Here is a 23,854-nt window from a genome sequence, read left to right as displayed (position 1 = left end):
CTCGTTGTCGGGCCGGGGACGGGCGTCCTCCTCCGATCCTCCCGCTAGGCGTCGAGCTCGTCCAGGGCGGCCTGGTAGGCCTCGTGGTAGGTGGGGAACTGGGCGACCTGGTCCCGCAGCACGTCCAGCGGCAGCTGCGTGCGGACGGCCAGCGCGGCCTGGTGGATCCACTCCCCGGCCATCGGCCCGACCGCCCACGCCCCGATCAGCACGCCCCGGTCTGCGTCGGCCAGCAGGCCGAGGTGTCCGCGGGGGTCCCGCTCGTAGGTCCAGGGGCGGGCGAGGGACCGGGCCAGGTCCAGCTCCACGGCCGCGGTGCGGATCCCGCGCCGCTTCGCCTGCTCGGCGGTCAGCCCGGCGGCGGCGATCTCCGGGTCGGCGAACACCACCCGCGGGATCCCCTCGTAGGTCGCGGGTCGGGGCCGGCCGAGGACGGCGTCGGCGGCGATCCGCCCCTGGTACTTGGCCACGTGGGTGAAGGGCATGACGCCGGTGACGTCACCGATCGCCCACAGGTTCTCCGCCGCGCGGCAGTGCTCGTCGACGAGCACCTCGCCGTGCTCGCCCAGCTGCGCCCCGGCGTCCTCGCAGCCGAGGTCCCGGGTGCGGGGCCTGCGGCCGGTCCCGAGGATGACGACGTCGGCGGCGGCCTCGGTCCCGTCGTCGAGGGTCAGGACGCTGTCCTCGCCCACGCGCCGGGCGCCGGTGGCCGAGGCCCGCAGGCGGACGTCCACGCCGGCCTCGGCCAGGCAGCTGTGCAGGAGCTCCCCCACCCGGGGTTCCTCCCGGTCCAGCAGCCGGGGGCCGCGGTGGACGAGGGTGACCTCGACCCCGTAGCCGGCCAGGAACGTGGCCTTCTCGATCCCGACCGCCCCGCCGCCGACGATCACCGCGCGCCCCGGCAGCTCGCGGACGGTGTAGGCCTCCCGGTTCGTCCACGCGGTGATCTCCTCGATGCCCTCGAGCGGGGGGACGACGGCCTGGGAGCCGGTGGCGACGACGATGTGCTCGGCGGTGATCTCCCGCTCGCCCACCCGGATCCGGCCCGGACCGGTGATCCGTGCTGCTCCGCGGATCACGGTGGCGCCCTGCTCGGCGTAGCTCTCGGCCTGGGCGGAGTCGTCCAGGTGCCGGGCCATGACGTCGCGGTACTCGCGGGCCCCGGCCCAGTCCGGCTCCGGGCCGGACATCCCGGGGGTCCGCCGCACCTCGGTGCGGGCCTCCACGGGCCGCAGGACCGTCTTGGACGGGATGCACGCCCAGTAGGCGCACTCCCCGCCGATCAGTTCCCGCTCGAGGACCGCGACCTTCTGCCCGGCCGCGATGAGCCGGCCGGCCGCGACCTCACCGCCGGGGCCCATGCCCAGCACGGCCACGTCGAAGTGCTCGCTCATGTCTGTACCTCTTCTTCCTGCCCGGATCCCTGCTCGGGTTCCGCGCTGGGATTCCTGGATCGAACTTCTGGGTCCCGGGGGGTGCGCGCCGTGGGAGCGCCGTGGCGGCAGGCCCGACCCCAGTGTGCACCTTTCCCCGCGGAGGTCCAGGGGAGCGGACGGCCGGGCGGGACCGCCCCCGGTCCCGGGAGCGCCCATATACTGGCCGCGCGGCAGAGGGAGGATCCCCACGGCCGGCTCGCCACCCGACCACCGACCGCCAGGAGAACGACCATGACCGCAGCTTCCCCCTCCCGCACCCGCCGTGCCGCCGGACCCGTGCTGGGCGCCGCCCTGCTCCTGGGCCTCACCGCCTGCGGAGGCGGCGGCGACCCCCTCGCCGGGGACGAGGGCTCCGAGGACGGCGCCACCGGGACCGTGACCGTGGGCTCGGCGGACTTCCCGGAGAACGAGATCCTGGCCCACCTCTACGCCGGGGCGCTGGAGTCCGCCGGGGTCGACACCGAGATGAACCTCGGCATCGGCTCCCGCGAGGCCTACGTCGGCGCGGTCCGGGACGGGGCCGTGGACGTGATCCCCGACTACTCCGGCAACCTGCTGCTCTTCGCGGACCCGGAGGCCACCGCGAGCTCCGCCGAGGAGATCATGGACGCCCTGCCGGACGCTCTTCCCGAGGGGCTCACCGTGCTGGAGCCGGCCGAGGCGCAGAACAAGGACACCCTGGTGGTCACCCCGGAGACCGCCGAGCAGTACGGGCTGACGAGCATCGCCGACCTGGCGGCGGTCTGCGACCAGCTGGTGCTCGCGGCCACCCCCGAGTTCGCCGAGCGGGCCTACGGCCTCGACGGCCTCGAGCAGAACTACGGGTGCGTGCCGAAGTCCTTCGAGCCGATCAACGACGGCGGCGGCCCCCTGACCCTCCAGGCGCTGCTCGACGGCAACGCGGACGTCGCCGACATCTTCAGCACCACCCCCTCGATCGTGGAGAACGACCTCGTGGTGCTGGAGGACCCGGAGAACAACTTCATCGCCCAGCAGGTGGTGCCCCTGACGGCCGAGGACCGGCTGCCCCAGGAGGCGGTGGACGCCCTCAACGAGCTGTCCGGCAAGCTCAGCACGGAGGACCTCATCGAGCTGAACCGCAAGGTCAGCGGCCAGGACCAGGTCAACCCGGCCGAGGCGGCCGAGGAGTGGCTCTCCGCCAACGGGTACTGAGATCGGGCCCACGGACGGATCGGGCCCACGCACGGAGCAGGCCCGCGGACACCGACCCGGGCCCACGACCCCGGGACCCCGCGCCGGATCGGGTCCGGAACGAGGACGGAGAGGAAGCCAGCGTGAGCGAGCACGGAAAGGAAGCAACGATGCAGCAGATGAAGGAACGACTCGGCGTGTCCGCGGTGTGGGAGATGCTCCGGGAGAGCGCGGCGTCCCCGCAGGAGCCCAGCCTCGAGGGCCTGATGCGGGCCGTCGTCGCGGAGTGCGACTCGTTCGAGCAGAGCCTGTCCGGGCTCATGGCCCACCGGATCGCCGACGAGCACGTGACCCGCGAGGACCTCGTGGTGCTGTTCACGGAGGCGCTCGCCGCGGAGCCGGCCATCGCGGAGAGCGCGGCCGTGGACCTGCTGGCCAGCGTGGCCCGCAATCCCGCGTACCCCAGCGTGCTGGTCCCCTACCTCTTCGCCAAGGGGTTCCTCGGGCTGCAGGTGCACCGGGTGGCGCACCACCTCTGGCACCGGCAGCGCCCGCTGGCGGCCATGTTCCTGCAGAGCAGGGTCTCGGAGGTCTTCTCGATGGACATCCACCCCGGCGCCGCCATCGGGTCGGGGGTCTTCATCGACCACGCGACCGGGGTGGTCATCGGCGAGACCGCGGTGGTCGGCGACGACGTCTCGATCCTGCAGAACGTGACGCTCGGGGGCACGGGCAAGCAGACCGGGGACCGCCACCCCAAGATCGGCTCGGGGGTGCTCCTGTCCGCCGGGGCCAAGGTGCTCGGCAACGTGGCCGTCGGCGACGGGGCGAAGGTCGGCGCGGGCAGCGTGGTGCTCGCCCCCGTCCCGGCGGGGACCACGGCGGTGGGGGTGCCCGCCCGTGTCGTCCGGTGCCGGGCCGGTGAACCGCCCGCCGAGTCGATGGACCAGTCCCTCGACTACGAGATCTGACGGCTGCATGAGCCGGGGCCGGGGCGCCCGGCGGGGTCAGCGGGCGGCGCGAGCCTGCTCGACCGAGGCCACGAACTCCCGGGCCAGCGCCACCAGCTCCTCGGTCCGCTCGATCTGGGGCATGTGGCCGGTCTCCGGGAAGACGTGCAGCCGGGCCTCCGGCAGGGCCGCGGCCGCAGCCTCGGCGTGGTGGGCGGGCAGCACGGCGTCCGAGTCGCCCCACACCACGAGCACGGGCAGGCCCGACGCCCGCACCCGCTCCAGGAGGGCCCGCCGCCACCCCGGCAGCACTCCGACCACCGGCAGGCCGATGCTGCGGTAGGTGCCCAGGAACGTGGCCCGGAAGTCCGGCTGGGAGCCCACCAGCGCCGCGTGCCGGAGCAGCTCCGGGGTGGCCAGGGCGGGGTCGAAGAAGCAGCTCTGGTTCGAGCGCACTGCGGCGGCCCGCGCGAGCGGGCGGAAGCGGCGGCCCACCACCGGCAGCCGCGACAGGGCGGCCCACACCATGGGCAGGGCGGAGACGTTGGCCTCCCGGCCGAACCCGGCGCTGTTGGCGAGCAGCAGCCCCGCGACCCGCTCGGGGTGCTCGGCGGCCACGGTCATGGCCACGGCGCCGCCCAGGGAGTTGCCCATGAGGTGCACCGGCCGGTCCTCGCCGAGCGCGTCGAGCACGCCGACCACGGCGCGGGCGAACGTCCCGAGCCCCGGCTTCTCCGGGCCGGCGGGGGTGAGCCCGAAGCCGGGCAGGTCCATGCTGAGCACGCGGTGGTCCCGCGCCAGCAGCTCGTGGGCGGCCGCCCAGTCCTCCAGGCTGCGGCCGATGCCGTGCAGCAGCACGACCGGCGGGGCCTCCGCCGCGCCGGAGCGGCGGATGCGCACGGGGCGTCCGGCGACCTGCACCGTCGTCGTCGTGGTGTGCGGCGCCCCGGCCGGGACGTCCCCGGCGGGGGCGTCCGCGGGAGCGGCGTCCGCCGCCGGGCGCGGGGTGTGCCGGCCGGTCATGCGCGGGCCTCCTGGGGGCGGGCACCGCGGCGGGCCGCGGTGCGGGGGACGAGGTCGAGGGTCCGGGACAGCGGGGTGCGCAGCGTGGTCGCGGAGTCCAGCAGGTAGTTCTGCCGCACCCGCCACGGGTGCCGGTCGCCCTGGCGCGGGAACGCGTCGATCGCGCGCCGGACGTAGCCGGAGCTGAGGTCGAGCAGCGGGTGCTCGGCCATCTCCCGGCGCGCGCGGGGCACCACGGCCCCGGCGTCGTGGCGCCGCAGGTGCCGCAGCACCTTGCACACCAGGCGGTGGGTGAGGTCGGCGCGCAGGGTCCAGGACGCGTTGGTGTAGCCGATGCACAGCGCGAAGTTCGGCACGCCGGTGAGCATCGCCCCGTTCCACACGAACTGCTCGGACAGCTCCACCGGCGTCCCGTCCACGGTCAGGACGATCCCGCCGAAGGGAAGCAGCCGCAGACCCGTGGCGGTGACCACGAGGTCGGCCTCGAGCACCCGGCCGCCGCTCAGCCGGACGCCCTCCGGCACGAACGTGTCGATCGTGTCCGTGACGACCTCCGCCCGCCCCTTCCGCAGGGCCTTGAACAGGTCCGCGTCGGGCACCGCGCACAGCCGCTGGTCCCAGGGGTCGTAGGACGGGGTGAAGTGCTCGGCCACGAGCTCCTCCGAGCCGAGCATCCGTGCGGCCCGGGACGTGAAGAACTGCCGGGCCGCGGCCGGGCGGCGGCGGCAGAACTGGTACACGGCCGTGCTGAACAGGATGTTCTTGGCCCGGACTGCCCGGTGGGCGAGTCCCGCGGGCAGGACCCGGCGCAGCGCGTCGGCCCGCCGGTCGCGCCCGGGCACGGCGCTGATCCACGTGGGGGAGCGCTGCAGCATCGTGACGCTCGCGGCCTCGGCGGCCATGGCCGGCACCAGGGTCACCGCGGTGGCGCCGCTGCCGACCACCAGCACGCGCCGGCCCGTCCAGTCCAGGTCCTCGGGCCAGAACTGGGGGTGCACCACCCGGCCCCGGAAGTCCTCCAGGCCCGGCAGCACGGGGTCGTGGCCGCGGTCGTAGTCGTAGTAGCCGGCGCACGAGTACAGGAACGAGCACGTCATGGTGCGCTCGTGCACGGCCCCGTCCTCGTCGCGGACCTCGAGGCCGAGGGTCCAGCGCTGCTCGGCCCCGGACCAGTCGGCGGAGACCACCCTGGTGCGCAGGCGCAGGATCCGGTCGATGCCGAACTCCTGCGCCGTCTCGTGGATGTACGCGAGGATCGACGGTCCGTCGGCGATGGACTGCGGGTCCCGCCACGGCTTGAAGGAGTAGCCGAGGGTGAACATGTCGGAGTCGGAGCGCACGCCCGGGTAGCGGAACAGGTCCCAGGTCCCGCCCAGGTCGTCCCGCGCCTCCAGCACCGCGCAGGACAGCTCGGGGCACTCGGTCTGCAGGCGGTAGGCGGCGCCGATGCCGGACAGGCCGGCCCCGACGACGACGACGTCCCGGTGGTCGGTCCCGCCGGAACGGTCACCGGGGGAGTCGCCGGAGCGGTCACCGGGGAAGTTCCCGCGGGAGCTCCCCCGGGAGTTCTCGGGGGAGTCGCCGGAGGCGTCGCGGAGGGGCTCGGCGGGGATGGCGCCGGGGATCCCGCCGGGGATCCCTCCGGCCGTGGAAGGTGCTGGCATGGTTCCAGGATCACCCGGCGCCCTGGGGGAAGACTTGACGCTGGACGACAGATGCTTGACCCTGGGCGACATGACGGTCATCCGGTCCGCGGGTCTGCGCGGCTTCCGCGCCGCGGTCGCGGAGCTCGGCGGCAGCGCCGAGGCCCTGGCCGACGCCGCCGGCCTGCCCCGCGCCGCCCTGGACACCGACGACCTCCTGGTGCCGGAGCGGGCCGTGGGACGGGTGCTCGAGACCGCCGCCCGGGAGCTGGGCTGTCCCGACCTGGGGCTGCGGGTCGCCGCCCGGCAGGACCCGGGCGTGCTCGGCCCGCTCGCCCTCGCCGCCCGCCACTCGGAGACGGTCCGCGACGCCCTCGAGTGCACCTCCCGCTACCTGTTCGTCCACGCCCCGTCCCTCGAGCTGGCGCTGGTGCAGGACCCCTACGGCGCCCGCGGGGTGACGGCGGTGCGCTACGGCGGGTCCGCCGCGTCCGCCCGGGACCCCGGGCGGGGCAGCCCCCAGGGCACCGACCTCGGCCTGGGCCTGCTGCACCGGGCCCTGACCTCCCTGGTGGGAGGCCGCTACGGGCTGCGCACGGTCGAGCTGGCCCACCGGCCGGCGGCGCCGCTGCGGGCCTACGAGGAGTTCTTCGGGGCGCCCGTGCGCACCGGCCGCCCCGAGGTCCTCCTGCGCCTGCCCACGAGCACGCTCGCCCGGCCGCTGCACGGGGACGCCGGGGTGCGGCAGGTGGCGCTCGCCTTCCTCGACACCCAGCTCCCCGGGGCCGGCTCCGCGTGGGCGCCCCGGGTCCGCGGCGTGCTGGTGCAGCTGCTCGGCACCGCGGCCCCGGAGATCGAGGCCGTGGCCCGGGCGCTGGACCTGCACCCCCGCACCCTGCAGCGCCGGCTCGCCGAGGAGGGCACCACCTTCGGCGCCGTGCTCGACGAGACCCGGCGCAGCGCCGCCCTGCGCTGGCTCACCAGCACCGACGTCCCCCTCGGCCAGATCGCCGGGCTGGTCGGGCTCTCGGAGTCCTCGGCCCTCACCCGGTGCGCCCGCCGATGGTGGGGCGCCCCGCCGCGGGACGTCCGCCGCCGGGGCGTCCGGGCCGCCTGACGGTGTCGCAGGACGTCAACTTCCTGTCGCGGAGGGTCAAGCGGCGGCGCGGGTCCGCCCCCACACTGGACAGCGGGCCCCGCGCCCGCCCCGCGCCACGACCCCGTCCCGGCCCCCGCCACGACCCCAGGAGCAGCCCGTGTCCCCGTCCGCACCCTTCCGTTTCCCCGGCGCCACCGCGGTGCTCACCGGCGCCGCCTCCGGCATCGGCGAGCAGCTCGCCCACGGCCTCGCCGCCCGCGGCACCCACCTGGTGCTCCTCGACCGGGACGCGGCGGGACTCGAGCGAGTCGCCGGGGCGGTCCGCGCCGGGCACCCGGACCTGCCGGTGCGCACGGTCCTCGCCGACCTGGCCGAGCTGTCCGCGCTGCCGGGCGTGGCCGGGCGGATCCGCGCCGAGCACCCGCGGATCGACCTGCTGGTCAACAACGCGGGGGTGGGCCTGGGCGGGACCTTCGAGCAGGTCTCCGCCGAGGAGTTCGACTGGCTCATGGACATCAACTTCCGGGCGCCCGTGGTGCTCACCCGCGAGCTGCTGCCCGCCCTGCTCGCCGCCCCCGGCAGCCACCTGGTCAACCTCTCCAGCCTGTTCGGCCTCATCGCCCCGCCCGGGCAGGTGGCGTACTCCGCGAGCAAGTACGCCCTGCGCGGGTTCAGCGAGGGCCTGCGCCACGAGCTGGCGGGCCGGGTGGGGGTCACCGTGGTCCACCCCGGCGGGGTCCGGACCCGGATCGCCGAGACCGCGCGCACCCCGGCCGGTGTGCCCGAGGAGCGGGCCCGGAAGGACCGCGAGGACTTCGCGGGGCTGCTGATCTATCCGGCGGAGCGGGCGGCCGCCGACATCCTGGGGGCGGTGGAGCGGCGCCGCGGACGGCTGCTCGTGGCTCCCAGCGCCGTGCTGCCGGACCTCGTGGCGCGGCTCCTGCCGGGCTCCTACTGGCCGGTCCTGCGGCACGCGCCGCGGCTCCTGCAGCGCCTTCCCGGGCGGCGGCGCCGGGCCTAGGCTGGGCGCATGACCAGCACGCTGTCCGCCGTCGCCGTCGACTGCCGGGACCCCGAGACCCTCGCCCGCTTCTGGTGCGCCGCCCTGGGCTACGTCGTCCACGGCGAGGCCGAGGGCTACGTGGGGATCGTGCCCGCGGAGGGCCGCGGCCCGCACCTCGACTTCGTGCTCGTCCCCGAGCCCCGGACGGTCAAGAACCGGCTGCACCTCGACCTGCGCGCGGTGGACACCGACCAGGACGCGGAGGTCGCGCGGCTGGAGTCCCTCGGCGCCCGCCGCGTGGACGTGGGGCAGGGCCCCGAGGTGACCTGGGTGGTGCTGGCCGATCCGGAGGGCAACGAGTTCTGCGTGCTCGCCGATGCCGAGGACGCCTGACCCGGCGGGCTCAGGCGACCACTCCGTCCACGTAGTACCACCGGCCGTCCTCGCGCCGGAACCGGGAGCTCTCCCGCTGGGTCCCCCGGGCGCCGCCCGCGCCGCGCCAGTGGGCGGTGAAGTCCACCCGGTCCTCGTCGTCGAAGGGGCCGCCGCCCGTGGTCCCGTGGACGTCCAGCCGGGTCCAGCGCAGCGCGGGGTCCAGGCCCACCGCGTCCGGGCGCGTGGCCGGGTGCCACGTGGCCAGCAGATAGGACTCGTCCCCGGCGGCGAAGGCGCTGAACCGCGAGCGCATGAGCAGCTCCGCCGTGGGCGCCGGGCGGCCGCCGTGGAAGCGGCCGCAGCACGCGCCGTAGGTCTCCCCGGTGCCGCAGGGGCAGCGGGCGTCGTCGTCGATCATGCCCCCGATCCTCTCACCGGCCCCGCTCCCGCTCCCGCTCCCGGACCCGCTCCGGGGCGCGAGGTTGCGGACGACGGCCACCGGAACGCGTCCGGTCACCGTCGTCCGCAACCTCGCGGAAGGAGTACCCGCGCAGGAGGGCTCGCGCAGGAGGAGTCGCGCAGGGGAGGGGGGCGCTCAGGCCATCCAGCCCTCGACCACGCCCTTGCCGAAGAACACCACGAACGCCGCCGCTACCACGTACATCAGCGGGTGCACCTCTTTGCCCCGGCCCTGCACGAGCCGGATGAAGACGTAGGAGACGAAGCCCGCGCCGATGCCGTCCGCGATCGAGTAGGTGAACGGCATGACGGCGAACGTCAGGAAGGACGGCACGGACAGGCCCCAGTCGTCCCACTCGATGCGCACGACCTGCTTGGCCATGAGGAAGCCCACCACGACCATGGCCGGGGCCACGGCCTCGAACGGCACCACGTTGACCAGCGGCGTGATGAACATGGCGAGCAGGAACAGCACGCCGGTGACCACGTTGGCCAGGCCGGTGCGCGCGCCGTCGGCGATGCCGGTGGAGGACTCCACGAAGATCTGGTTGGAGGACACCGAGCCCGCGCCGCCGGCGATCGCGCCCGCGGCGTCCACGAGCAGGATCTTGTCCACGTTCTGGATCTGACCGTTGCGGCCCACGAGCCCGGCCTGCTGGGAGAGCCCGACCATCGTGCCCATCGCGTCGAAGAAGATCGAGAGCAGGATGGTGAAGATCAGCAGCGCCGCGGCGAGCGCCCCGAGGCTCTGGAACGCCTCGAGCGGGGCGGCCGAGCCCACGAGGGAGAGGTCCGGCAGCGCCACGAAGGAGGTGGGGGCCGCGGGCACGACCAGCGACCAGCCGGTGGGGGCGTCCACCGAGGAGCCGGACGGGACGACCGCCTCGAGCACGTGGGCGAGGACCGTCGTGGCGACCACGGCGATCAGGATGGCGCCGCGGACGTTGCGGACGATGAGGGCCACGGTCAGCAGCAGGCCGACCACGAACGTCAGCATGGGCCAGCCGAGCAGCGTCCCGCCGTCGCCGAGCTGCACGGGCACGGTGGTGCCGGCGGCGTCCGGGATGCGGCGCACGAAGCCGGCGTTCACGAAGCCGATCAGGGCGATGAACAGCCCGATGCCCACCACGATGGCGGTCTTCAGAGAGGCCGGCACGGCGTTGAACACGGCGGTGCGGAAGCCCGTGAGGACCAGGACGAACATGATCAGGCCCGCCCACACCACCAGGCCCATCACCTGCGGCCACGTGAGCTCCGGGGTGGTCACGATCGTCACGGCGAGGAACGCGTTGACGCCCAGGCCGGTGGCGATCGCGAAGGGCGCGCGGGCCACGACGCCCATGAGGATGGTCAGCACCCCGGCGACGAGCGCCGTGACCGCGGCGACGCGCTCGCCGCCCAGGACGTTGCCGGCGCCGTCCGGTCCGTAGCCGAGGATCAGCGGGTTGAGCACCACGATGTAGCTCATCGCGATGAACGTCGCCACGCCGCCGCGGACCTCGCTCGTCACCGAGGAGCCGCGCTCGCTGATCTTGAAGAAGCGGTCCAGGCCGTTGCGCGGCGGGCCGGAGGGAGTCTCCGTGGAGACGGAAGCGGAGGATGCCATGGTGGTCCTTCAGGCACTCGACGGGAGGGAGCGGGACTCCACGAGGGGGCGCTCCCGGGCTGACGGCGGCACCGTTGCCACCGGGACGACACTACCTGCCCGCGTCCGGGCGCGTCCCGGCCGGAACGTGCCGCGGGACGGGACGCGCACCCGCCGCGAGCCGGGGGCACGGACCCGCCGGAAGCCAGGACGCACACCCGCCGCGAGCCGGGACGCGGTCCCGCCGGAACCGGGGCGCGCACCCGGCCGCCGGGCGACCCCGGCGCCGGGGCCGCCCCGGCTCCCGGGCCGGGGACCGGGGCCACGCGCCGGGAACCGGCCCGGGAGGCCCTGCTCCGGCGGAACACCGGCCGGACGGAGCCCGTTGACGTGGTGGCGGGCTCCGCACGAACCGCGGCGCACGCCCGCACCGACCAATCGACCACCGCGGCCGGCCGGCGGCACCGCCGCGCGGCACGGCCGCACGAAGGAGTGCACACCTCATGAGCCAGCCCTCACCGATCCCTCCCACCGCCTCCGGCAACTACCGGATCCTCCGCAGCGTGCCCACCTACGACGCGGCTCAGGAGATCGTCGACACGCTCTCCGACGCCGGGTTCCCCGTGGAGCACGTCCGGGTGGTGGGCACCGGCCTGCGCTCGGTCGAGCAGGTCACCGGGCGGATGACCAACGGGAAGGCCGCCCTCTACGGCATGGTCTCCGGCGCGTGGCTCGGCCTCTTCGTGGGTCTGCTCCTCGGCCTCTTCGCCGTGGGCGCCTGGCTGAGCGTGGTGCTGTGGGGCGTGGCCCTGGGCGCTGTCTGGGGCCTGGTCCTCGGCCTCGTGGGCCACGCGGCGACCGGCGGGCGCCGGGACTTCCGCAGCATCCAGGGCTTCGAGGCCGACGCCTACGACGTCCTGGTCGACGCCGAGCACGTCGACGACGCGGCGGCGCACCTCGCCGGGGAGCGGCCCACGGCCTGAGCCCCCGCCCACGGCACGGCACGGCGCAGCGGCGCAGTACAGCACAGCGCAGCGCCGGACGGCCCCTCGGGCCCCGGCCCCGCCCCTCCGGGCGGGGCCGGGGCCCGATGTCGTGGCACATGACGGCCGTCCTGTCCACCCCTGTGTCAAGGGGAGACGGTTCATGGCGGTTTGTGACGATCGGCGTGACTGTCCTGCCGGACGCGCGAACAATCGACGCCATGACACAGACGACGCGCGCGCCCCGCGCTGCCCGGAAGCCGAAGCCCGAGGGGCAGTGGAAGGTCGACGGCCGGGATCCCCTGAACCCCAACGAGGTCTTCAAGCAGGCCGACGACGGGCTCAACGTGCGCACCCGGATCGAGGAGATCTACTCGAAGCACGGCTTCGCGTCGATCGACCCGCAGGACCTGCACGGGCGCTTCCGCTGGTGGGGTCTCTACACCCAGCGCCGCCCGGGCATCGACGGCGGGAAGACCGGGTCCCTGTCCGACGCCGAGATCGAGGACGAGTACTTCATGATGCGCGTCCGGCTCGACGGCGGGGCCCTCACCCGCGAGCAGCTGCGCGTGCTCGGGCAGATCTCCGCGGACTTCGCCCGGGACTCGGCCGACATCACGGACCGCCAGAACATCCAGTACCACTGGATCCGCGTCGAGGACGTCCCGGAGATCTGGCGCCGGCTCGAGGACGCCGGCCTGGACACGGTCGAGGCCTGCGGCGACGTGCCGCGCGTGATCCTGGGCTCCCCGCTCGCCGGGATCGCCGAGGACGAGATCATCGACCCCACCCCGGTGATCGAGCAGATCAAGTCCACCTGGATCGGCTCCCCGGAGTTCTCCAACCTGCCGCGCAAGTACAAGACCGCGATCACCGGCCACCCGTCCCTGGACGTGGTGCACGAGATCAACGACTGCGCGTTCGTGGGCGTCGTCCACCCCGAGCTCGGCCCCGGCTACGACCTGTGGGTCGGCGGCGCCCTGTCCGTGGTGCCGTTCCTCGGCAAGCGCCTGGGCGCCTTCGTGACCGAGGAGCAGGCCCCCGCGGTGTGGAAGGGCGTCACGAGCATCTTCCGCGACTACGGCTACCGGCGGCTGCGCAACCGCGCCCGGCTGAAGTTCCTGGTCCAGGACTGGGGACCCGAGAAGTTCCGGCAGGTGCTCCAGGACGAGTACCTCGGCTACGAGCTCGCCGACGGCCCCGCGCCGGAGAAGGCGGCCACCCCGGGCGACCACATCGGCGTGCACCGGCAGAAGGACGGCCGGTTCTACATCGGCGTGGCCCCGCGCGTGGGCCGCGTCTCCGGGGCGAAGCTGCTGGCCCTGGCCGACGTCATGGCGAAGTACGGCTCCGACCGGCTGCGCACCACCCCGCACCAGAAGCTCGTGCTGCTCGACATCGCGGAGGCCGACGTCGAGAGCGCCGTCGCGGACCTCGACGCCCTGGACCTGCAGGCGAAGCCCTCGGCGTTCCGCCGCTCGACCGTGGCGTGCACCGGCATCGAGTACTGCAAGCTCGCGATCGTCGAGACCAAGCAGACCGCCTCGGACACCATCGACGAGCTCGAGCGGCGGCTCGACGGCGTGGAGCTGCCCCACCCCATCTCGATGCACGTCAACGGCTGCCCCAACTCGTGCGCCCGCATCCAGACCGCGGACATCGGGCTCAAGGGCCAGCTGCTGCCCACCGAGGACGGCGGGCAGAAGCCCGGCTACCAGGTCCACCTGGGCGGCGGGCTCGCCGACGACGACCGGGCCGAGGCCGAGCTGGGCCGGACCGTGCGCGGGCTGAAGGTGTTCCAGGACGACCTCGCCGACTACGTCGAGGGACTGGTCCGCCGCTTCCTGGCCCAGCGGACCGAGGACGAAAGCTTCGCCGAGTGGACCCGCCGGGTCGAGGAGAGTGAACTCGCATGACCACCACCGACACGGGCACCCGCCCCGCCCTGCGCGACGAGCAGCAGCTGCGCGCGCTCGCGGAGGCCGGCGCCGCCGCGCTGCACGCCGAGCTCGACGCCGAGGGCAGGGTCCCGGCCGAGGGCGAGGCCTCCACGGAGGAGGCCATCCGCTGGGTGGCCGAGAACTTCGACCTCCGCAACGTGACCGTGGCCTGCTCGATGGCCGACGCCGTGCTCCCGGCCCTGGTCGCCGAGCAGCTGCCCGGCGTGGACGTGCTCTTCCTGGAGACCGGCTACCACTTCCCGGAGACCATCGGCACCCGGGACGCCGTGGCGCACATGCTCGACATCACCGTGGTGGACGCCCTGCCGGAGCTCACCGTGGCCGAGCAGGACGAGAAGCACGGCAAGGACCTCTTCGCCCGGGACCCCGGCCTGTGCTGCGCCATCCGCAAGGTGGCGCCGCTGAAGAAGTCCCTCGAGGGCTACGAGGTGTGGTTCACCGGCGTGCGCCGCGACGAGTCCTGGACCCGCACCAACGCCCCGATGGTGACCTTCGACGAGACCCACAAGCTCGTCAAGGTCAACCCCATGGTGCACTGGACCCTCGACGAGCTCGTCGAGTGGTCGCAGGACCACGGCGTGCCCACGAACCCGCTGATGGCGGAGGGCTACCTCTCCATCGGCTGCTCCCCCTGCACGCGGCCCACGGCCCCGGGCGAGGACCCGCGCGCGGGCCGCTGGGCGGGCCAGGACAAGATCGAGTGCGGGATCCACCTGTGAGCGCACCCACCACGACGGAGGCGAACGTGACCACCCCGACCACCGCCCCGGCCCCCGCGGAGGCCGGCGTGCACAGCAGCCTCGACGCGCTCGAGGCCGAGTCCATCCACATCCTGCGCGAGGTCGTGGCGGAGTTCGACCGCCCGGCCATGCTGTTCTCGGGCGGCAAGGACTCGGTGGTCATGCTGCACCTGGCCGCCAAGGCCTTCTGGCCCGGACGGATCCCCTTCCCCGTGCTGCACGTGGACACCGGGCACAACTTCCCGGAGGTCCTGGACTTCCGGGACCGCACCGTGGAGCGGCTCGGCCTGCGGCTGGTCGTGGCGAGCGTGCAGGACTACCTCGACGACGGCCGGCTGCTCGAGCGCGCCGACGGCACCCGCAACCCCCTGCAGACCCTCCCGCTGCTGGACGCCATCGCGGAGCACCGGTTCGACGCCGTGTTCGGCGGCGGCCGCCGCGACGAGGACAAGGCCCGGGCGAAGGAGCGGATCCTGTCCCTGCGCGACGAGTTCGGGCAGTGGGACCCCCGCAACCAGCGCCCCGAGCTGTGGAACCTCTACAACGGCCGGCACACCCCCGGCCAGCACGTGCGGGCGTTCCCCATCAGCAACTGGACCGAGCTCGACATCTGGCGCTACATCGAGCGCGAGAACATCGAGCTGCCGCCCATCTACTACGCCCACGAGCGGGACGTCTTCCGCCGGGACGGGATGTGGATGGCCGTGGGCGAGTTCTCGGCGCCGGCCGGGGCCGAGACCGTGGAGCGGCAGACGGTGCGCTACCGCACCGTGGGGGACATGTCCTGCACCGGCGCCGTGCTCTCCGGGGCACGGACCGTGGCGGACGTGGTGGCCGAGGTCGCCGTGTCCACGCTCACCGAGCGCGGGGCCACCCGCGCGGACGACAGGATCTCCGAGGCCGCCATGGAGGACCGCAAGAAGGACGGGTACTTCTAGACATGACTTCCCCCAGCACCGCCGCGCCGACGGCCGAGCACCTCCCCACGATCGACCCCGGCTCGCTGTTCCGCTTCGCGACCGCCGGCTCCGTCGACGACGGCAAGTCCACCCTGGTGGGCCGGCTGCTGCACGACGCCAAGGCGATCCTCGCCGACCAGCTCGAGGCCGTGGGCCGCACCTCCGCCGAGCGCGGCTTCGGCGGCGGGACGGGCCGGCTCGACCTCGCCCTGCTCACCGACGGCCTGCGCGCCGAGCGGGAGCAGGGGATCACCATCGACGTGGCCTACCGCTACTTCGCCACGGACCGCCGCTCCTTCATCCTCGCCGACTGCCCCGGCCACGTGCAGTACACGAAGAACACCGTCACGGGCGCCTCGACGGCCGACGCCGTCGTGCTGCTCGTGGACGCCCGGCACGGCGTGGTCGAGCAGACCCGCCGGCACCTGGCCGTCGTGTCCCTGCTGCGCGTGCCGCACGTGGTGGTCGCCGTGAACAAGATCGACCTCGTCGACTACGACCAGGAGGTCTTCGACCGGGTCGCCGCGGACGCCACCGCCGTCGCCGCCCGGCTGGGGGTCGAGGACGTGCACGTGGTGCCCGTCTCCGCCCTCGAGGGCGACAACGTGGTGGAGCCCTCCGCACGGACCCCGTGGTACTCCGGGCGGCCGCTGCTGCGGGTGCTCGAGGAGCTGCCCACGGTGGACGAGTCCGGCCGCGGCACCGCGCGCCCCTTCCGCTTCCCCGTCCAGTACGTCATCCGCCCGCAGGGCGGCACGGCGCCGGGCGCGGACGCCGAGCAGCTGCGGGACTACCGCGGCTACGCGGGCCAGATCGCCTCGGGCACCGTCGCGGTCGGGGACGAGGTCGTGGTCCTGCCCGCGGGCCGGCGCACCACGGTCACCGGCATCGACGTGGCGGGCACCGCGCCCGCCCCGGGGGCGCCCCTGCCCGGCGAGCAGCTCACGGAGGCCGCGGCGCCGCTGTCCGTGACCCTGCGGCTGGCCGATGACATCGACATCGCCCGCGGCGACCTCGTCGCGAGCGCCGACGACGAGCTCCCGGAGCCCGTCCAGGACCTCGTCGCCTCCGTGGCGTGGCTCGGCGCGCGGCCCCTGCAGCCCCGCGCCCGCGTGCTCGTCAAGCACGGGGCGGCCACGGTCCAGGCCATGGTCACGGAGCTCGAGGGGCGGCTGGACCTCGAGGAGCTCGTGCTGCGGGACGCGGCGACCCTCGAGCTCAACGACATCGGGCGGGTCCGGCTGCGGCTGGCCTCCCCGCTGCCCGTCGACGCCTACGACCGGCTGCGGCGCACCGGCGCCTTCCTGGTCGTCGACCCGGCCACGGGCAACACGCTCGCCGCCGGGCTCGTGCGGGACGCCTGAGGTGGGCCGGCAGCAGCCGCTGGACCTCACCACGGTGACGGCCGGCCGCGGCGGACGCCCCGCCGCGGCACGCCGTCCCGGCTGGCCGCTGGTGCTGACCGCCCTCGCGCTCCTGACCGCCCTCACGGCCGCCGCCACGTGGCTGCGCGCCGACGGGACCTTCGCGGCGTGGGAGCAGGCCGCCGTCGAGACCTCCGACGCCGGGGCGCTGCGGCTGGGCTACTTCGGCAACCTCACGCACGGGCCCGCCCTGGTGGGGGTCGAGGAGGGCCTCTTCGCCCGAGAGCTGGGCGGGACCGAGCTGTCCCCCCAGGTCTTCGGCAGCGGGCCCACCGCCGTGGAGGCCATGAACGCTGGGACCCTGGACGCCGCGTTCGTGGGCCCCAGCCCGGCGATCAACTCCTACGCGCAGTCCGGCGGGGAGTCCCTCACGATCGTGGCCGGCGCGGCCTCCGGCGGCGCCCAGTTCGTGGTGACCGGCGACGTCGCGGGCGCGGACGACCTCGCGGGGAGCACCCTGGCGACCCCCGAGTTCGGGGGCACCCAGGACGTCGCGCTGCGCACGTGGCTCGCCGGACAGGGCTACGAGGTCGACGGCGACGGGGAGCGCTCCGTCGCGATCACCCCCATGCCCAACGGGCAGGCCCTGCAGATGCTGCGGCAGGGCCAGATCGACGGCGGCTGGCTGCCGCAGCCCTGGGCCACCCGCGCCGTCCAGGAGGAGGGCGCCCGCGTCCTGGTGGACGAGCGGGAGCTGTGGGCGGACGGCCGGTTCCCCACCACGGTGCTCGTGGTGCGCCGGGACTACCTCGAGCGGCACCCGCAGACCGTCGAGCGGCTCGTCCGCGGCCTGCAGCGCTCCGTGGACTGGCTCGAGGCCCGCGAGGACGACCCCGTGGAGGTGGCCGGCACCCTCAACGCCGGGCTCGTGCGGGCCGGCACCGAGGCCCTGCCGCAGGCCACGCTGATCGACGCGCTCGACGCCCTCGAGTGGACGGTCGACCCGCTCCCCGCGGCCTACCCCGCCCTGCTCGCCGACGGCGTCGCGGCCGGCACCACCCAGGACGCCTCGCTCGAGGGGCTCGTGGACGAGCGGTTCCTGGCGCGGGTGCGCCCGTCCGCCGCGGCGGGGGAGGGGGCACCGTGACGGCGATCCGGCTCGAGGGCCTGAGCAAGAGCTTCGGCCCCGCGGACGGCCCGGTCCTGGAGGACGTGGACCTGGAGGTGGAGCGGGGCCAGTTCGTGGCGCTGCTCGGCGCCTCCGGGTGCGGGAAGTCCACGCTGCTCAACATCGTGGCGGGGCTCGAGGAGCCCACCGGAGGCTCCGTGACCGTCCCCGCCGAGGGCGCGGCCCTGATGTTCCAGGACGCCGCCCTCTTCCCGTGGCTGAGCGCGCGCCGCAACGTGGAGCTGGCCCTCGAGCTGCGCGGCATGCCGCGGGCCGAGCGCCCGGAGCGGGCCCGCGAGCTGCTCGAGCTCGTCCGGCTCGGCCACGCCGGAGAGAAGCGCCCGCACGAGCTCTCCGGCGGGATGCGCCAGCGCGCGGCCCTGGCCCGGGCCCTCGCCCAGGAGCGGGAGGTGCTGCTCATGGACGAGCCGTTCTCCGCGCTGGACGCCATCACCCGGGACCTGCTGCACGACGAGCTGCTGCGGATCTGGCGGGCCACCGGCCGCACGATCGTGTTCATCACCCACAACGTGGGCGAGGCCGTGCGCCTGGGCCAGCGGGTGCTGCTGATGTCCTCCCGCCCGGGACGGATCGTCCAGGAGTGGGACACCCGCCCGTGGAAGGACCCCGACGCCTACGGCTTCGAGGGCAACGCCCAGTCGCTCGACGACACGCTCGGGGAGCTGACCCGCACGATCACCGCACGACTCCGGGAGGAGATCAGCCGCCATGCCGCCTGAGACCGCCGCACCCGCCGTCCCGGCCCGCCCGGCCGCGGCGCGCCCCGCCGTCGCGCACCCCCAGGCCCCCGCGGCCCCGGCCGGCGCGCGTCCCGCCGCCGACGAGCTCGCGGGGCTCGACGCCCTGCAGACCGAGCGCACCCGCCGCACGTCGGGGGCCGAGGTGCTGCGCACCAAGGTGGCGCCGCCGCTCGTGGCGCTGCTGTTCGCCCTGCTGCTGTGGCAGCTGCTCGTCGCCGTCCTCGGCCCCCGCCCGGACGTGGTGCCGGGCCCGCTCGACGTCGCCCGCCAGGCCGCCGCGCTGCTCTCCGACGGCACGGTGCTGGGCGCCCTGGGCACGAGCCTGTGGCGCGGGGTCAGCGGGTTCCTGATCGCGGTGGCCGTCGCCACCCCGCTGGGCCTGCTCGTGGCGCAGTGGCAGGGGCTGCGCAACGCCGTGGGCCCGCTCATCTCCGGGCTGCAGGTGCTGCCGTCCGTGGCGTGGGTGCCCGCCGCGATCATCTGGTTCGGGCTCTCCGACGCCACCGTGTACTTCGTGGTGCTGATGGGCGCCGTCCCGTCCATCGTCAACGGGATGCTCGCGGGCGTGGACCAGATCCCGCCGCAGCTGCGCCGCGCCGGGCACGTGCTCGGCGCCTCGGGCTGGACGATGGCGAGCCGGATCGTGCTGCCCGCGGCCCTGCCCGGCTACGTGGCCGGGCTCAAGCAGGGCTGGGCGTTCTCGTGGCGCTCGCTCATGGGCGCCGAGCTCATCGCGATCGGCGGCTCCATCGGCTTCGGCCTCGGCTCCCTGCTCGCCCAGGGCCGGACCGTGTCGAACATGGCCGTGGTGATGGTCGCGGTGCTCGCGATCCTCGCCGTCGGCATCCTCGTGGAGCTGCTGTTCTTCAACCCCGTGGAACGGCGTCTCCTGCGCGGGAGAGGGCTGCTCGGCCACCGGTCGTGACCCTGCCCACCCAGGAGATTCTGCGCTTGATTCACTACCCTTGAACCCGATCTACGATGCGCGCGGTGGACGCCGTGCGCGCAATCGAAAGGAACCCACGTGGCTGACACCACCACCCGCCCCCTGCGCGTCGCCGTGATCGGCGCCGGCCCGGCCGGCATCTACGCCGCGGACATGCTGACCAAGTCCGAGCCCGTGCAGAACGGGGAGCTCGAGGTCAGCATCGACCTGTTCGACCGCTACCCGACCCCGTTCGGCCTCATCCGCTACGGCGTGGCCCCCGACCACCCCCGCATCAAGGGCATCATCACCGCGCTGCGCGCCATCCTGGGCCGCGGCGACATCCGCTTCTTCGGCAACGTGGAGTTCGGCCGGGACCTGACCCTGGCCGACTTCGGCACCCACTACGACGCCGTGATCTTCGCGACCGGAGCCGTCTATGACGCCCCGCTGAACATCCCCGGCAACGACCTGTTGGGCGTGCACGGCGCCGCCGAGTTCGTGGCCTGGTACGACGGCCACCCGGACTTCCCGCGCACCTGGCCGCTCGAGGCCCGGGAGATCGCGGTCATCGGCAACGGCAACGTGGCCCTCGACGTCGCCCGCGTGCTCTCCAAGCACGCCGACGACATGCTCGTCACCGAGATCCCCGGCAACGTCTACCAGGGGCTCAAGGCGTCCCCGGTCACGGACGTGCACATCTTCGGCCGCCGCGGACCCGCCCAGGTGAAGTTCACCCCCCTCGAGCTGCGCGAGCTCGCCAAGTCGCGCGACGTCGACATCGTGGTCTACGACGAGGACTTCGTCTACGACGAGGGCTCCGAGCAGGCGATCGCCGAGAACAACCAGGTCAAGGTCATGGTCAAGACGCTCGAGAAGTGGCGGGCCGACGACGCCCCGAAGACCGCCTCCCGCCGGCTGCACCTGCACTTCCTGCAGAGCCCCCGCGAGGTGCTCGGGGAGGACGGCCGGGTCACGGGCCTGCGCATGGAACGGACCCGGCTCAACGGCGACGGCTCGGTGTCCGGCACCGGCGAGCACGTCGACTACCCGGTGCAGGCCGTCTACCACGCGGTGGGCTACCTGGGCTCCCGGCTGCCCGAGCTGCCGTTCGACGACGGCCGCGGCGTGATCCCCAACGCGGAGGGACGGGTCCTGGCCGAGGACGGCACCGTGCTGCACGGGCTCTACGCGACCGGCTGGATCAAGCGCGGTCCGGTGGGGCTGATCGGCGCCACCAAGTCCGACGCCCTCGAGACGGTCACCCACCTCCTGGAGGACCGCCCGGTGCTGCCGGGCGCCACCCGCCCCGACCCCGAGTCGGTCGACCACCTGCTCGAGGCCCGGGGCGTCGAGTACACCACCTGGGAGGGCTGGCTGGCCCTCGACGAGTACGAGCAGGGCCTCGGGCAGTCCTCCCACGACGCCGAGGGCAACCCTCGCGAGCGCGTCAAGGTGGTCGAGCGCGAGGAGATGGTCAGCGTCTCCCGCGAGGGCGTGGCGGAGCCGGTCTCCTCGCCCGTCTGATCCGCGGCTCCCTGCCGCCGTGCCGCAGCTCGAGGGGCCGCGTCCTGCCGGACGCGGCCCCTCGAGCCGTGCGGTGCCACCCGTGCGGCTCCGGGCGGTGGGACCTCGCGAGGGGCCTACAGGCCCAGCAGCCCGCGCACGTGGTCGTTGAGGAACACCCCGTCCGGGTCCACCGACGCCCGCACATCGAGGAAGTCCTGGAACCGCGGGTACACCGAGTGCAGGTGCTCCGCGCCCTGCGTGTGCACGGTGCCCCAGTGCGGGCGGCCGCCGTGGGCCACGAAGACCTCCTCGGCCGCGGCGAAGACCTTCGGGTCGTACCTGCGCCAGTACTGCCGCAGCGCGATCCAGCCGGTCTCGCGGCCGTGGGCGGGGGAGAGCCAGGCGTCCTCCGCGGCCGAGCAGCGCACGTCCACCGGGAGCGAGAAGGAGTAGTCGCGGCGCTCGATGAGCGTCTGCAGCTCCCGGAAGGCCCCGACGAGCTCCTCCGCGGGCAGCGCGTACTCGGAGGAGACGAAGCGGGTCCGGCGCGGCACGGTGAACACCCGGAAGGAGAGGTCGCTGTACTGCCGCGGGCTGTTCGTGTAGGCGTCGAGGCGGTTGAGCCCCGGTGTGGAGCGCGGCAGGACGGTGGCCAGCTGGTTCAGCCCCGCGGTGAGGGTGTTGCGCAGCAGGGCGTCGTCGAGCCGGCGCACGGTGCGGGCCACGGGGGAGCCCGGCCGCGTGAAGGAGTCCGGGAGCTTGTGCAGGCGCGTCAGGATCCGGGTCTGGGCGGTGGCGGTGCCCGGGGTCCAGAAGAACTCGAAGTGGTCGGCCCCGGACATCCGGCTCCCCAGGGTGTCCACGAGCTGGCCGAGAGGCTCCTTGAGCTCCGCCGCGTGCAGCCGGAACGTCGGCTCGCAGGCCAGGGTGGCGCTCGCGACGATCCCCACGGCGCCCAGGCCCACGCGGGCGGCCTGGAACAGCTCGGGGCGCTGCTCGGCGGAGCACTCCACCAGCTCGCCGCGCGCCGTGACCAGGCTCAGGGCGACCACCTGCTGGGACAGGGAGCCGAAGCCCAGGCCGGTCCCGTGGGTGCCCGTGGAGACGGCGCCGGCGACCGTCTGCCAGTCGCTGTCCGGCAGGTTGGTCACGGCCAGCCCGTGGGCGTCCAGCTCCTGGTTCAGGTCACGGATCGTGGTGCCCGCGAGGACCGTGACCCGCTGGTTCTCCCGGTCGACGGCCGGCAGCCCGGACAGCTCGGAGAGGTCGAGCATGACGTCCGGGGCGAGCGGCAGCGCCGAGAAGCTGCACCCGGAGCCCACCGCGCGCACGCCCAGTCCGCGGCGCGCGGCGGCGGCGACGCCCTCCGCGAGCTCGGACACCGAGGCGGGGCGCAGCACGTGTCGGGGGGTCACGGAGTGCGTCCTGCCCCACGTGGCCCACTCTCTCGTCCCGGTCTCGCCGGGCAGGGCGTCGGGCAGCGAGACCTCGCTCATCGGCGGGACCGTCCTTCCTCGCAGGCAGGTGCACAGTGCGCCCTCATCCTCTCATCCCGGTGCCGCTCCGGCGCCCTGCGGGGGCGGGTCGCCGCAGTGCCGCGCGTACCATCGGAGGCGAAGCTCGCAGCGGGACCGGAGCACCGCGGGCCGAGGACGCGCACAGGAGGCAGCACCATGACCGACCACCCGTCCCGGGACCGGGAGCGCGAGGAGCCGCACGGGAGCAGCCTGGGCGAGGAGGCGGTGCGCCGGCGCGTCCCCTCGGGGGGTGGGCAGAGCCGCTCCCTCGACGCCACGGGAGAGGTCGTCGTGGGCATCGACGGCTCCGAGCAGAGCCTCGGCGCCCTGCGGTGGGCGGCCCGGGAGGCGCGCCGCCGCGGCCGCCCGGTGCGGCTGGTCACCGCGTACAGCCTGCCGGTGTTCTCCGGCTCGGGCTTCGACACCGGCTACGCCACCGTGGACGAGGCCGCCCTCACCCAGGGCGTCGAGGAGCTGCTGAACCACGCCGCGGAGCACGTCCGCGACGTGGGGGTGGAGCTGCGGGCGACCGTCGAGACCGGGGACCCCTCCGGCGCCCTGCTCGAGCTGAGCCGCACGGCGGAGCTGCTGGTCCTGGGCTCCCGCGGCCGGGGCGGCCTGCTGGGCCGGCTCCTCGGCACGGTCTCCACGGCGGTGCCGGCGCACGCGAAGTGCCCCACGGGCGTGGTCCCCCTGCCGTGGGCGCAGGAGCACCTGGGCGCGGCGGAGCTCACGAGCACCCGCGCCCTCGTGGACCGCGTGGTCGTGGGCTCGGACGGCTCCGCCCAGGCGCGGGCGGCCATGCTCTACGCCGCGGAGGAGGCGCGCCTGCTCGGCGTCCCGCTGACGGTGCTGTGCGCGCTCCCGCCCGTGAGCGGGGCGCTCGCGTGGATGCCCACGGCGGTGGACTTCGAGGCGATGTACGACGACGTCGCGCGGGCGCTGAACGGCGGCGTCGCCTGGCTCGAGAGCTGGTTCCCGGACCTGGAGATCGGCTCCGAGCTCGCGGACGGGTCCCCGGTGCAGGTGCTGGTCGAGCGGACCCGGCGCAACGGCCTCGTGGTGATGGGCACGCGCGGCCGGGGCGGGTTCGCCGGGATGCTCCTGGGCTCCACGTCGCAAGGCGTGCTGCACAACGCCGCGGGCCCCGTGCTGATCGTCCCGGACCGCTACGACGAGCGGATCGAGACCCGCAAGGACTTCGACTCCGACGACATCCGCCCCTGGGACGCCTGAGCGGGC

At 74.6% G+C, this 23,854-nt stretch carries 21 protein-coding genes; 15 read left to right on the top strand and 6 right to left on the bottom strand.

Features of this window, described 5'->3' with window-relative positions; genetic code table 11:
• Positions 1-44 precede the first annotated feature (44 nt).
• Entirely contained in the window at positions 45-1,394 is a 1,350-nt protein-coding gene (locus AVL61_RS17105; protein WP_058875520.1) for a dihydrolipoyl dehydrogenase family protein, read from the bottom strand.
• Between the two features lie 273 nt (positions 1,395-1,667).
• On the opposite strand from AVL61_RS17105, the gene AVL61_RS17100 reads away from it, so the two are divergent.
• Both AVL61_RS17100 and cysE read left to right on the top strand, forming a co-directional pair.
• A complete protein-coding gene (locus AVL61_RS17100) occupies positions 1,668-2,609 on the top strand; it encodes an ABC transporter substrate-binding protein (RefSeq protein ID WP_058875519.1) in 942 nt (313 codons plus the stop codon).
• Positions 2,610-2,731: 122 nt separating this feature from the next.
• The gene (cysE, locus tag AVL61_RS17095; RefSeq protein ID WP_197412748.1) at positions 2,732-3,559 is read left to right on the top strand and encodes a serine O-acetyltransferase; all 828 of its coding nucleotides are present in this window, start codon (positions 2,732-2,734) and stop codon (positions 3,557-3,559) included.
• Positions 3,560-3,595: 36 nt separating this feature from the next.
• Here the strand turns inward: cysE and AVL61_RS17090 are convergent, their stop codons facing one another.
• Positions 3,596-4,561 carry an alpha/beta fold hydrolase gene (locus AVL61_RS17090; protein WP_058875517.1) on the bottom strand — a complete coding sequence of 322 codons (966 nt, stop codon included), beginning with the start codon at positions 4,559-4,561 and terminating at the stop codon, positions 3,596-3,598.
• Complete coding sequence (locus AVL61_RS17085; RefSeq protein ID WP_231738471.1) at positions 4,558-6,225, bottom strand: flavin-containing monooxygenase; 1,668 nt, start codon at positions 6,223-6,225, stop codon at positions 4,558-4,560. Before AVL61_RS17085 ends, AVL61_RS17090 begins: the two co-directional genes overlap by 4 nt.
• A gap of 55 nt (positions 6,226-6,280) precedes the next feature.
• Between AVL61_RS17085 and AVL61_RS17080 the strand changes: the two genes are divergently transcribed.
• The 3 genes from AVL61_RS17080 to AVL61_RS17070 all read left to right on the top strand — a co-directional run bounded on the left by AVL61_RS17080 (position 6,281) and on the right by AVL61_RS17070 (position 8,699).
• Entirely contained in the window at positions 6,281-7,321 is a 1,041-nt protein-coding gene (locus AVL61_RS17080; RefSeq protein ID WP_231738470.1) for an AraC family transcriptional regulator, read from the top strand.
• Positions 7,322-7,460: 139 nt separating this feature from the next.
• Positions 7,461-8,324, top strand: coding sequence for an SDR family NAD(P)-dependent oxidoreductase (locus AVL61_RS17075; RefSeq protein WP_058875516.1), 864 nt, complete (start codon positions 7,461-7,463; stop codon positions 8,322-8,324).
• A gap of 9 nt (positions 8,325-8,333) precedes the next feature.
• Positions 8,334-8,699, top strand: coding sequence for a VOC family protein (locus tag AVL61_RS17070; RefSeq protein ID WP_058875515.1), 366 nt, complete (start codon positions 8,334-8,336; stop codon positions 8,697-8,699).
• A gap of 10 nt (positions 8,700-8,709) precedes the next feature.
• Here the strand turns inward: AVL61_RS17070 and AVL61_RS17065 are convergent, their stop codons facing one another.
• Together AVL61_RS17065 and AVL61_RS17060 are read right to left on the bottom strand one after the other, a co-directional pair.
• Positions 8,710-9,099 (bottom strand): YchJ family protein, encoded by a 390-nt coding sequence (locus AVL61_RS17065; RefSeq protein ID WP_058875514.1) that lies wholly within the window; start codon positions 9,097-9,099, stop codon positions 8,710-8,712.
• A gap of 177 nt (positions 9,100-9,276) precedes the next feature.
• Complete coding sequence (locus AVL61_RS17060; protein WP_058875513.1) at positions 9,277-10,746, bottom strand: NCS2 family permease; 1,470 nt, start codon at positions 10,744-10,746, stop codon at positions 9,277-9,279.
• Between the two features lie 482 nt (positions 10,747-11,228).
• Here AVL61_RS17060 and AVL61_RS17055 point away from each other — a divergent pair, with 482 nt between their 5' ends.
• The 9 genes from AVL61_RS17055 to AVL61_RS17015 all read left to right on the top strand — a co-directional run bounded on the left by AVL61_RS17055 (position 11,229) and on the right by AVL61_RS17015 (position 21,113).
• Positions 11,229-11,708, top strand: a complete 480-nt coding sequence (locus AVL61_RS17055) for a YflT domain-containing protein (RefSeq protein WP_058875512.1) — start codon at positions 11,229-11,231, stop codon at positions 11,706-11,708.
• A 221-nt stretch (positions 11,709-11,929) separates the two neighbouring features.
• Positions 11,930-13,624, top strand: a complete 1,695-nt coding sequence (locus AVL61_RS17050; protein WP_058875511.1) for a nitrite/sulfite reductase — start codon at positions 11,930-11,932, stop codon at positions 13,622-13,624.
• Complete coding sequence (locus AVL61_RS17045; RefSeq protein WP_058875510.1) at positions 13,621-14,388, top strand: phosphoadenylyl-sulfate reductase; 768 nt, start codon at positions 13,621-13,623, stop codon at positions 14,386-14,388. Before AVL61_RS17050 ends, AVL61_RS17045 begins: the two co-directional genes overlap by 4 nt.
• A 26-nt stretch (positions 14,389-14,414) precedes the next feature.
• The gene (gene cysD, locus AVL61_RS17040) at positions 14,415-15,347 is read left to right on the top strand and encodes a sulfate adenylyltransferase subunit CysD (RefSeq protein WP_058875552.1); all 933 of its coding nucleotides are present in this window, start codon (positions 14,415-14,417) and stop codon (positions 15,345-15,347) included.
• Between the two features lie 2 nt (positions 15,348-15,349).
• On the top strand, positions 15,350-16,732 hold the full coding sequence (locus tag AVL61_RS17035) for a sulfate adenylyltransferase subunit 1 (protein ID WP_058875509.1): 1,383 nt from the start codon (positions 15,350-15,352) through the stop codon (positions 16,730-16,732).
• Position 16,733: 1 nt separating this feature from the next.
• Entirely contained in the window at positions 16,734-17,879 is a 1,146-nt protein-coding gene (locus AVL61_RS17030) for an ABC transporter substrate-binding protein (protein WP_058875508.1), read from the top strand.
• Positions 17,876-18,640 carry an ABC transporter ATP-binding protein gene (locus tag AVL61_RS17025; protein ID WP_408669433.1) on the top strand — a complete coding sequence of 255 codons (765 nt, stop codon included), beginning with the start codon at positions 17,876-17,878 and terminating at the stop codon, positions 18,638-18,640. Before AVL61_RS17030 ends, AVL61_RS17025 begins: the two co-directional genes overlap by 4 nt.
• On the top strand, positions 18,630-19,586 hold the full coding sequence (locus tag AVL61_RS17020; RefSeq protein WP_058875507.1) for an ABC transporter permease: 957 nt from the start codon (positions 18,630-18,632) through the stop codon (positions 19,584-19,586). Before AVL61_RS17025 ends, AVL61_RS17020 begins: the two co-directional genes overlap by 11 nt.
• Positions 19,587-19,685: 99 nt before the next feature.
• Positions 19,686-21,113 carry an FAD-dependent oxidoreductase gene (locus AVL61_RS17015; protein WP_058875506.1) on the top strand — a complete coding sequence of 476 codons (1,428 nt, stop codon included), beginning with the start codon at positions 19,686-19,688 and terminating at the stop codon, positions 21,111-21,113.
• Positions 21,114-21,229: 116 nt separating this feature from the next.
• On the opposite strand, the gene AVL61_RS17010 is transcribed toward AVL61_RS17015, so the two are convergent.
• Positions 21,230-22,591: a D-arabinono-1,4-lactone oxidase gene (locus AVL61_RS17010; RefSeq protein ID WP_058875505.1), complete on the bottom strand. Its 1,362-nt coding sequence runs from the start codon at positions 22,589-22,591 to the stop codon at positions 21,230-21,232.
• Positions 22,592-22,768: 177 nt separating this feature from the next.
• On the opposite strand from AVL61_RS17010, the gene AVL61_RS17005 reads away from it, so the two are divergent.
• Positions 22,769-23,848, top strand: coding sequence for a universal stress protein (locus AVL61_RS17005; protein WP_082697270.1), 1,080 nt, complete (start codon positions 22,769-22,771; stop codon positions 23,846-23,848).
• Positions 23,849-23,854: the final 6 nt, after the last annotated feature.

The organism is Kocuria rosea subsp. polaris, assembly GCF_001483755.1.
Lineage (GTDB): Bacteria > Actinomycetota > Actinomycetes > Actinomycetales > Micrococcaceae > Kocuria > Kocuria cellulosilytica.
This window is presented reverse-complemented; position numbering and strand designations above follow the sequence as displayed.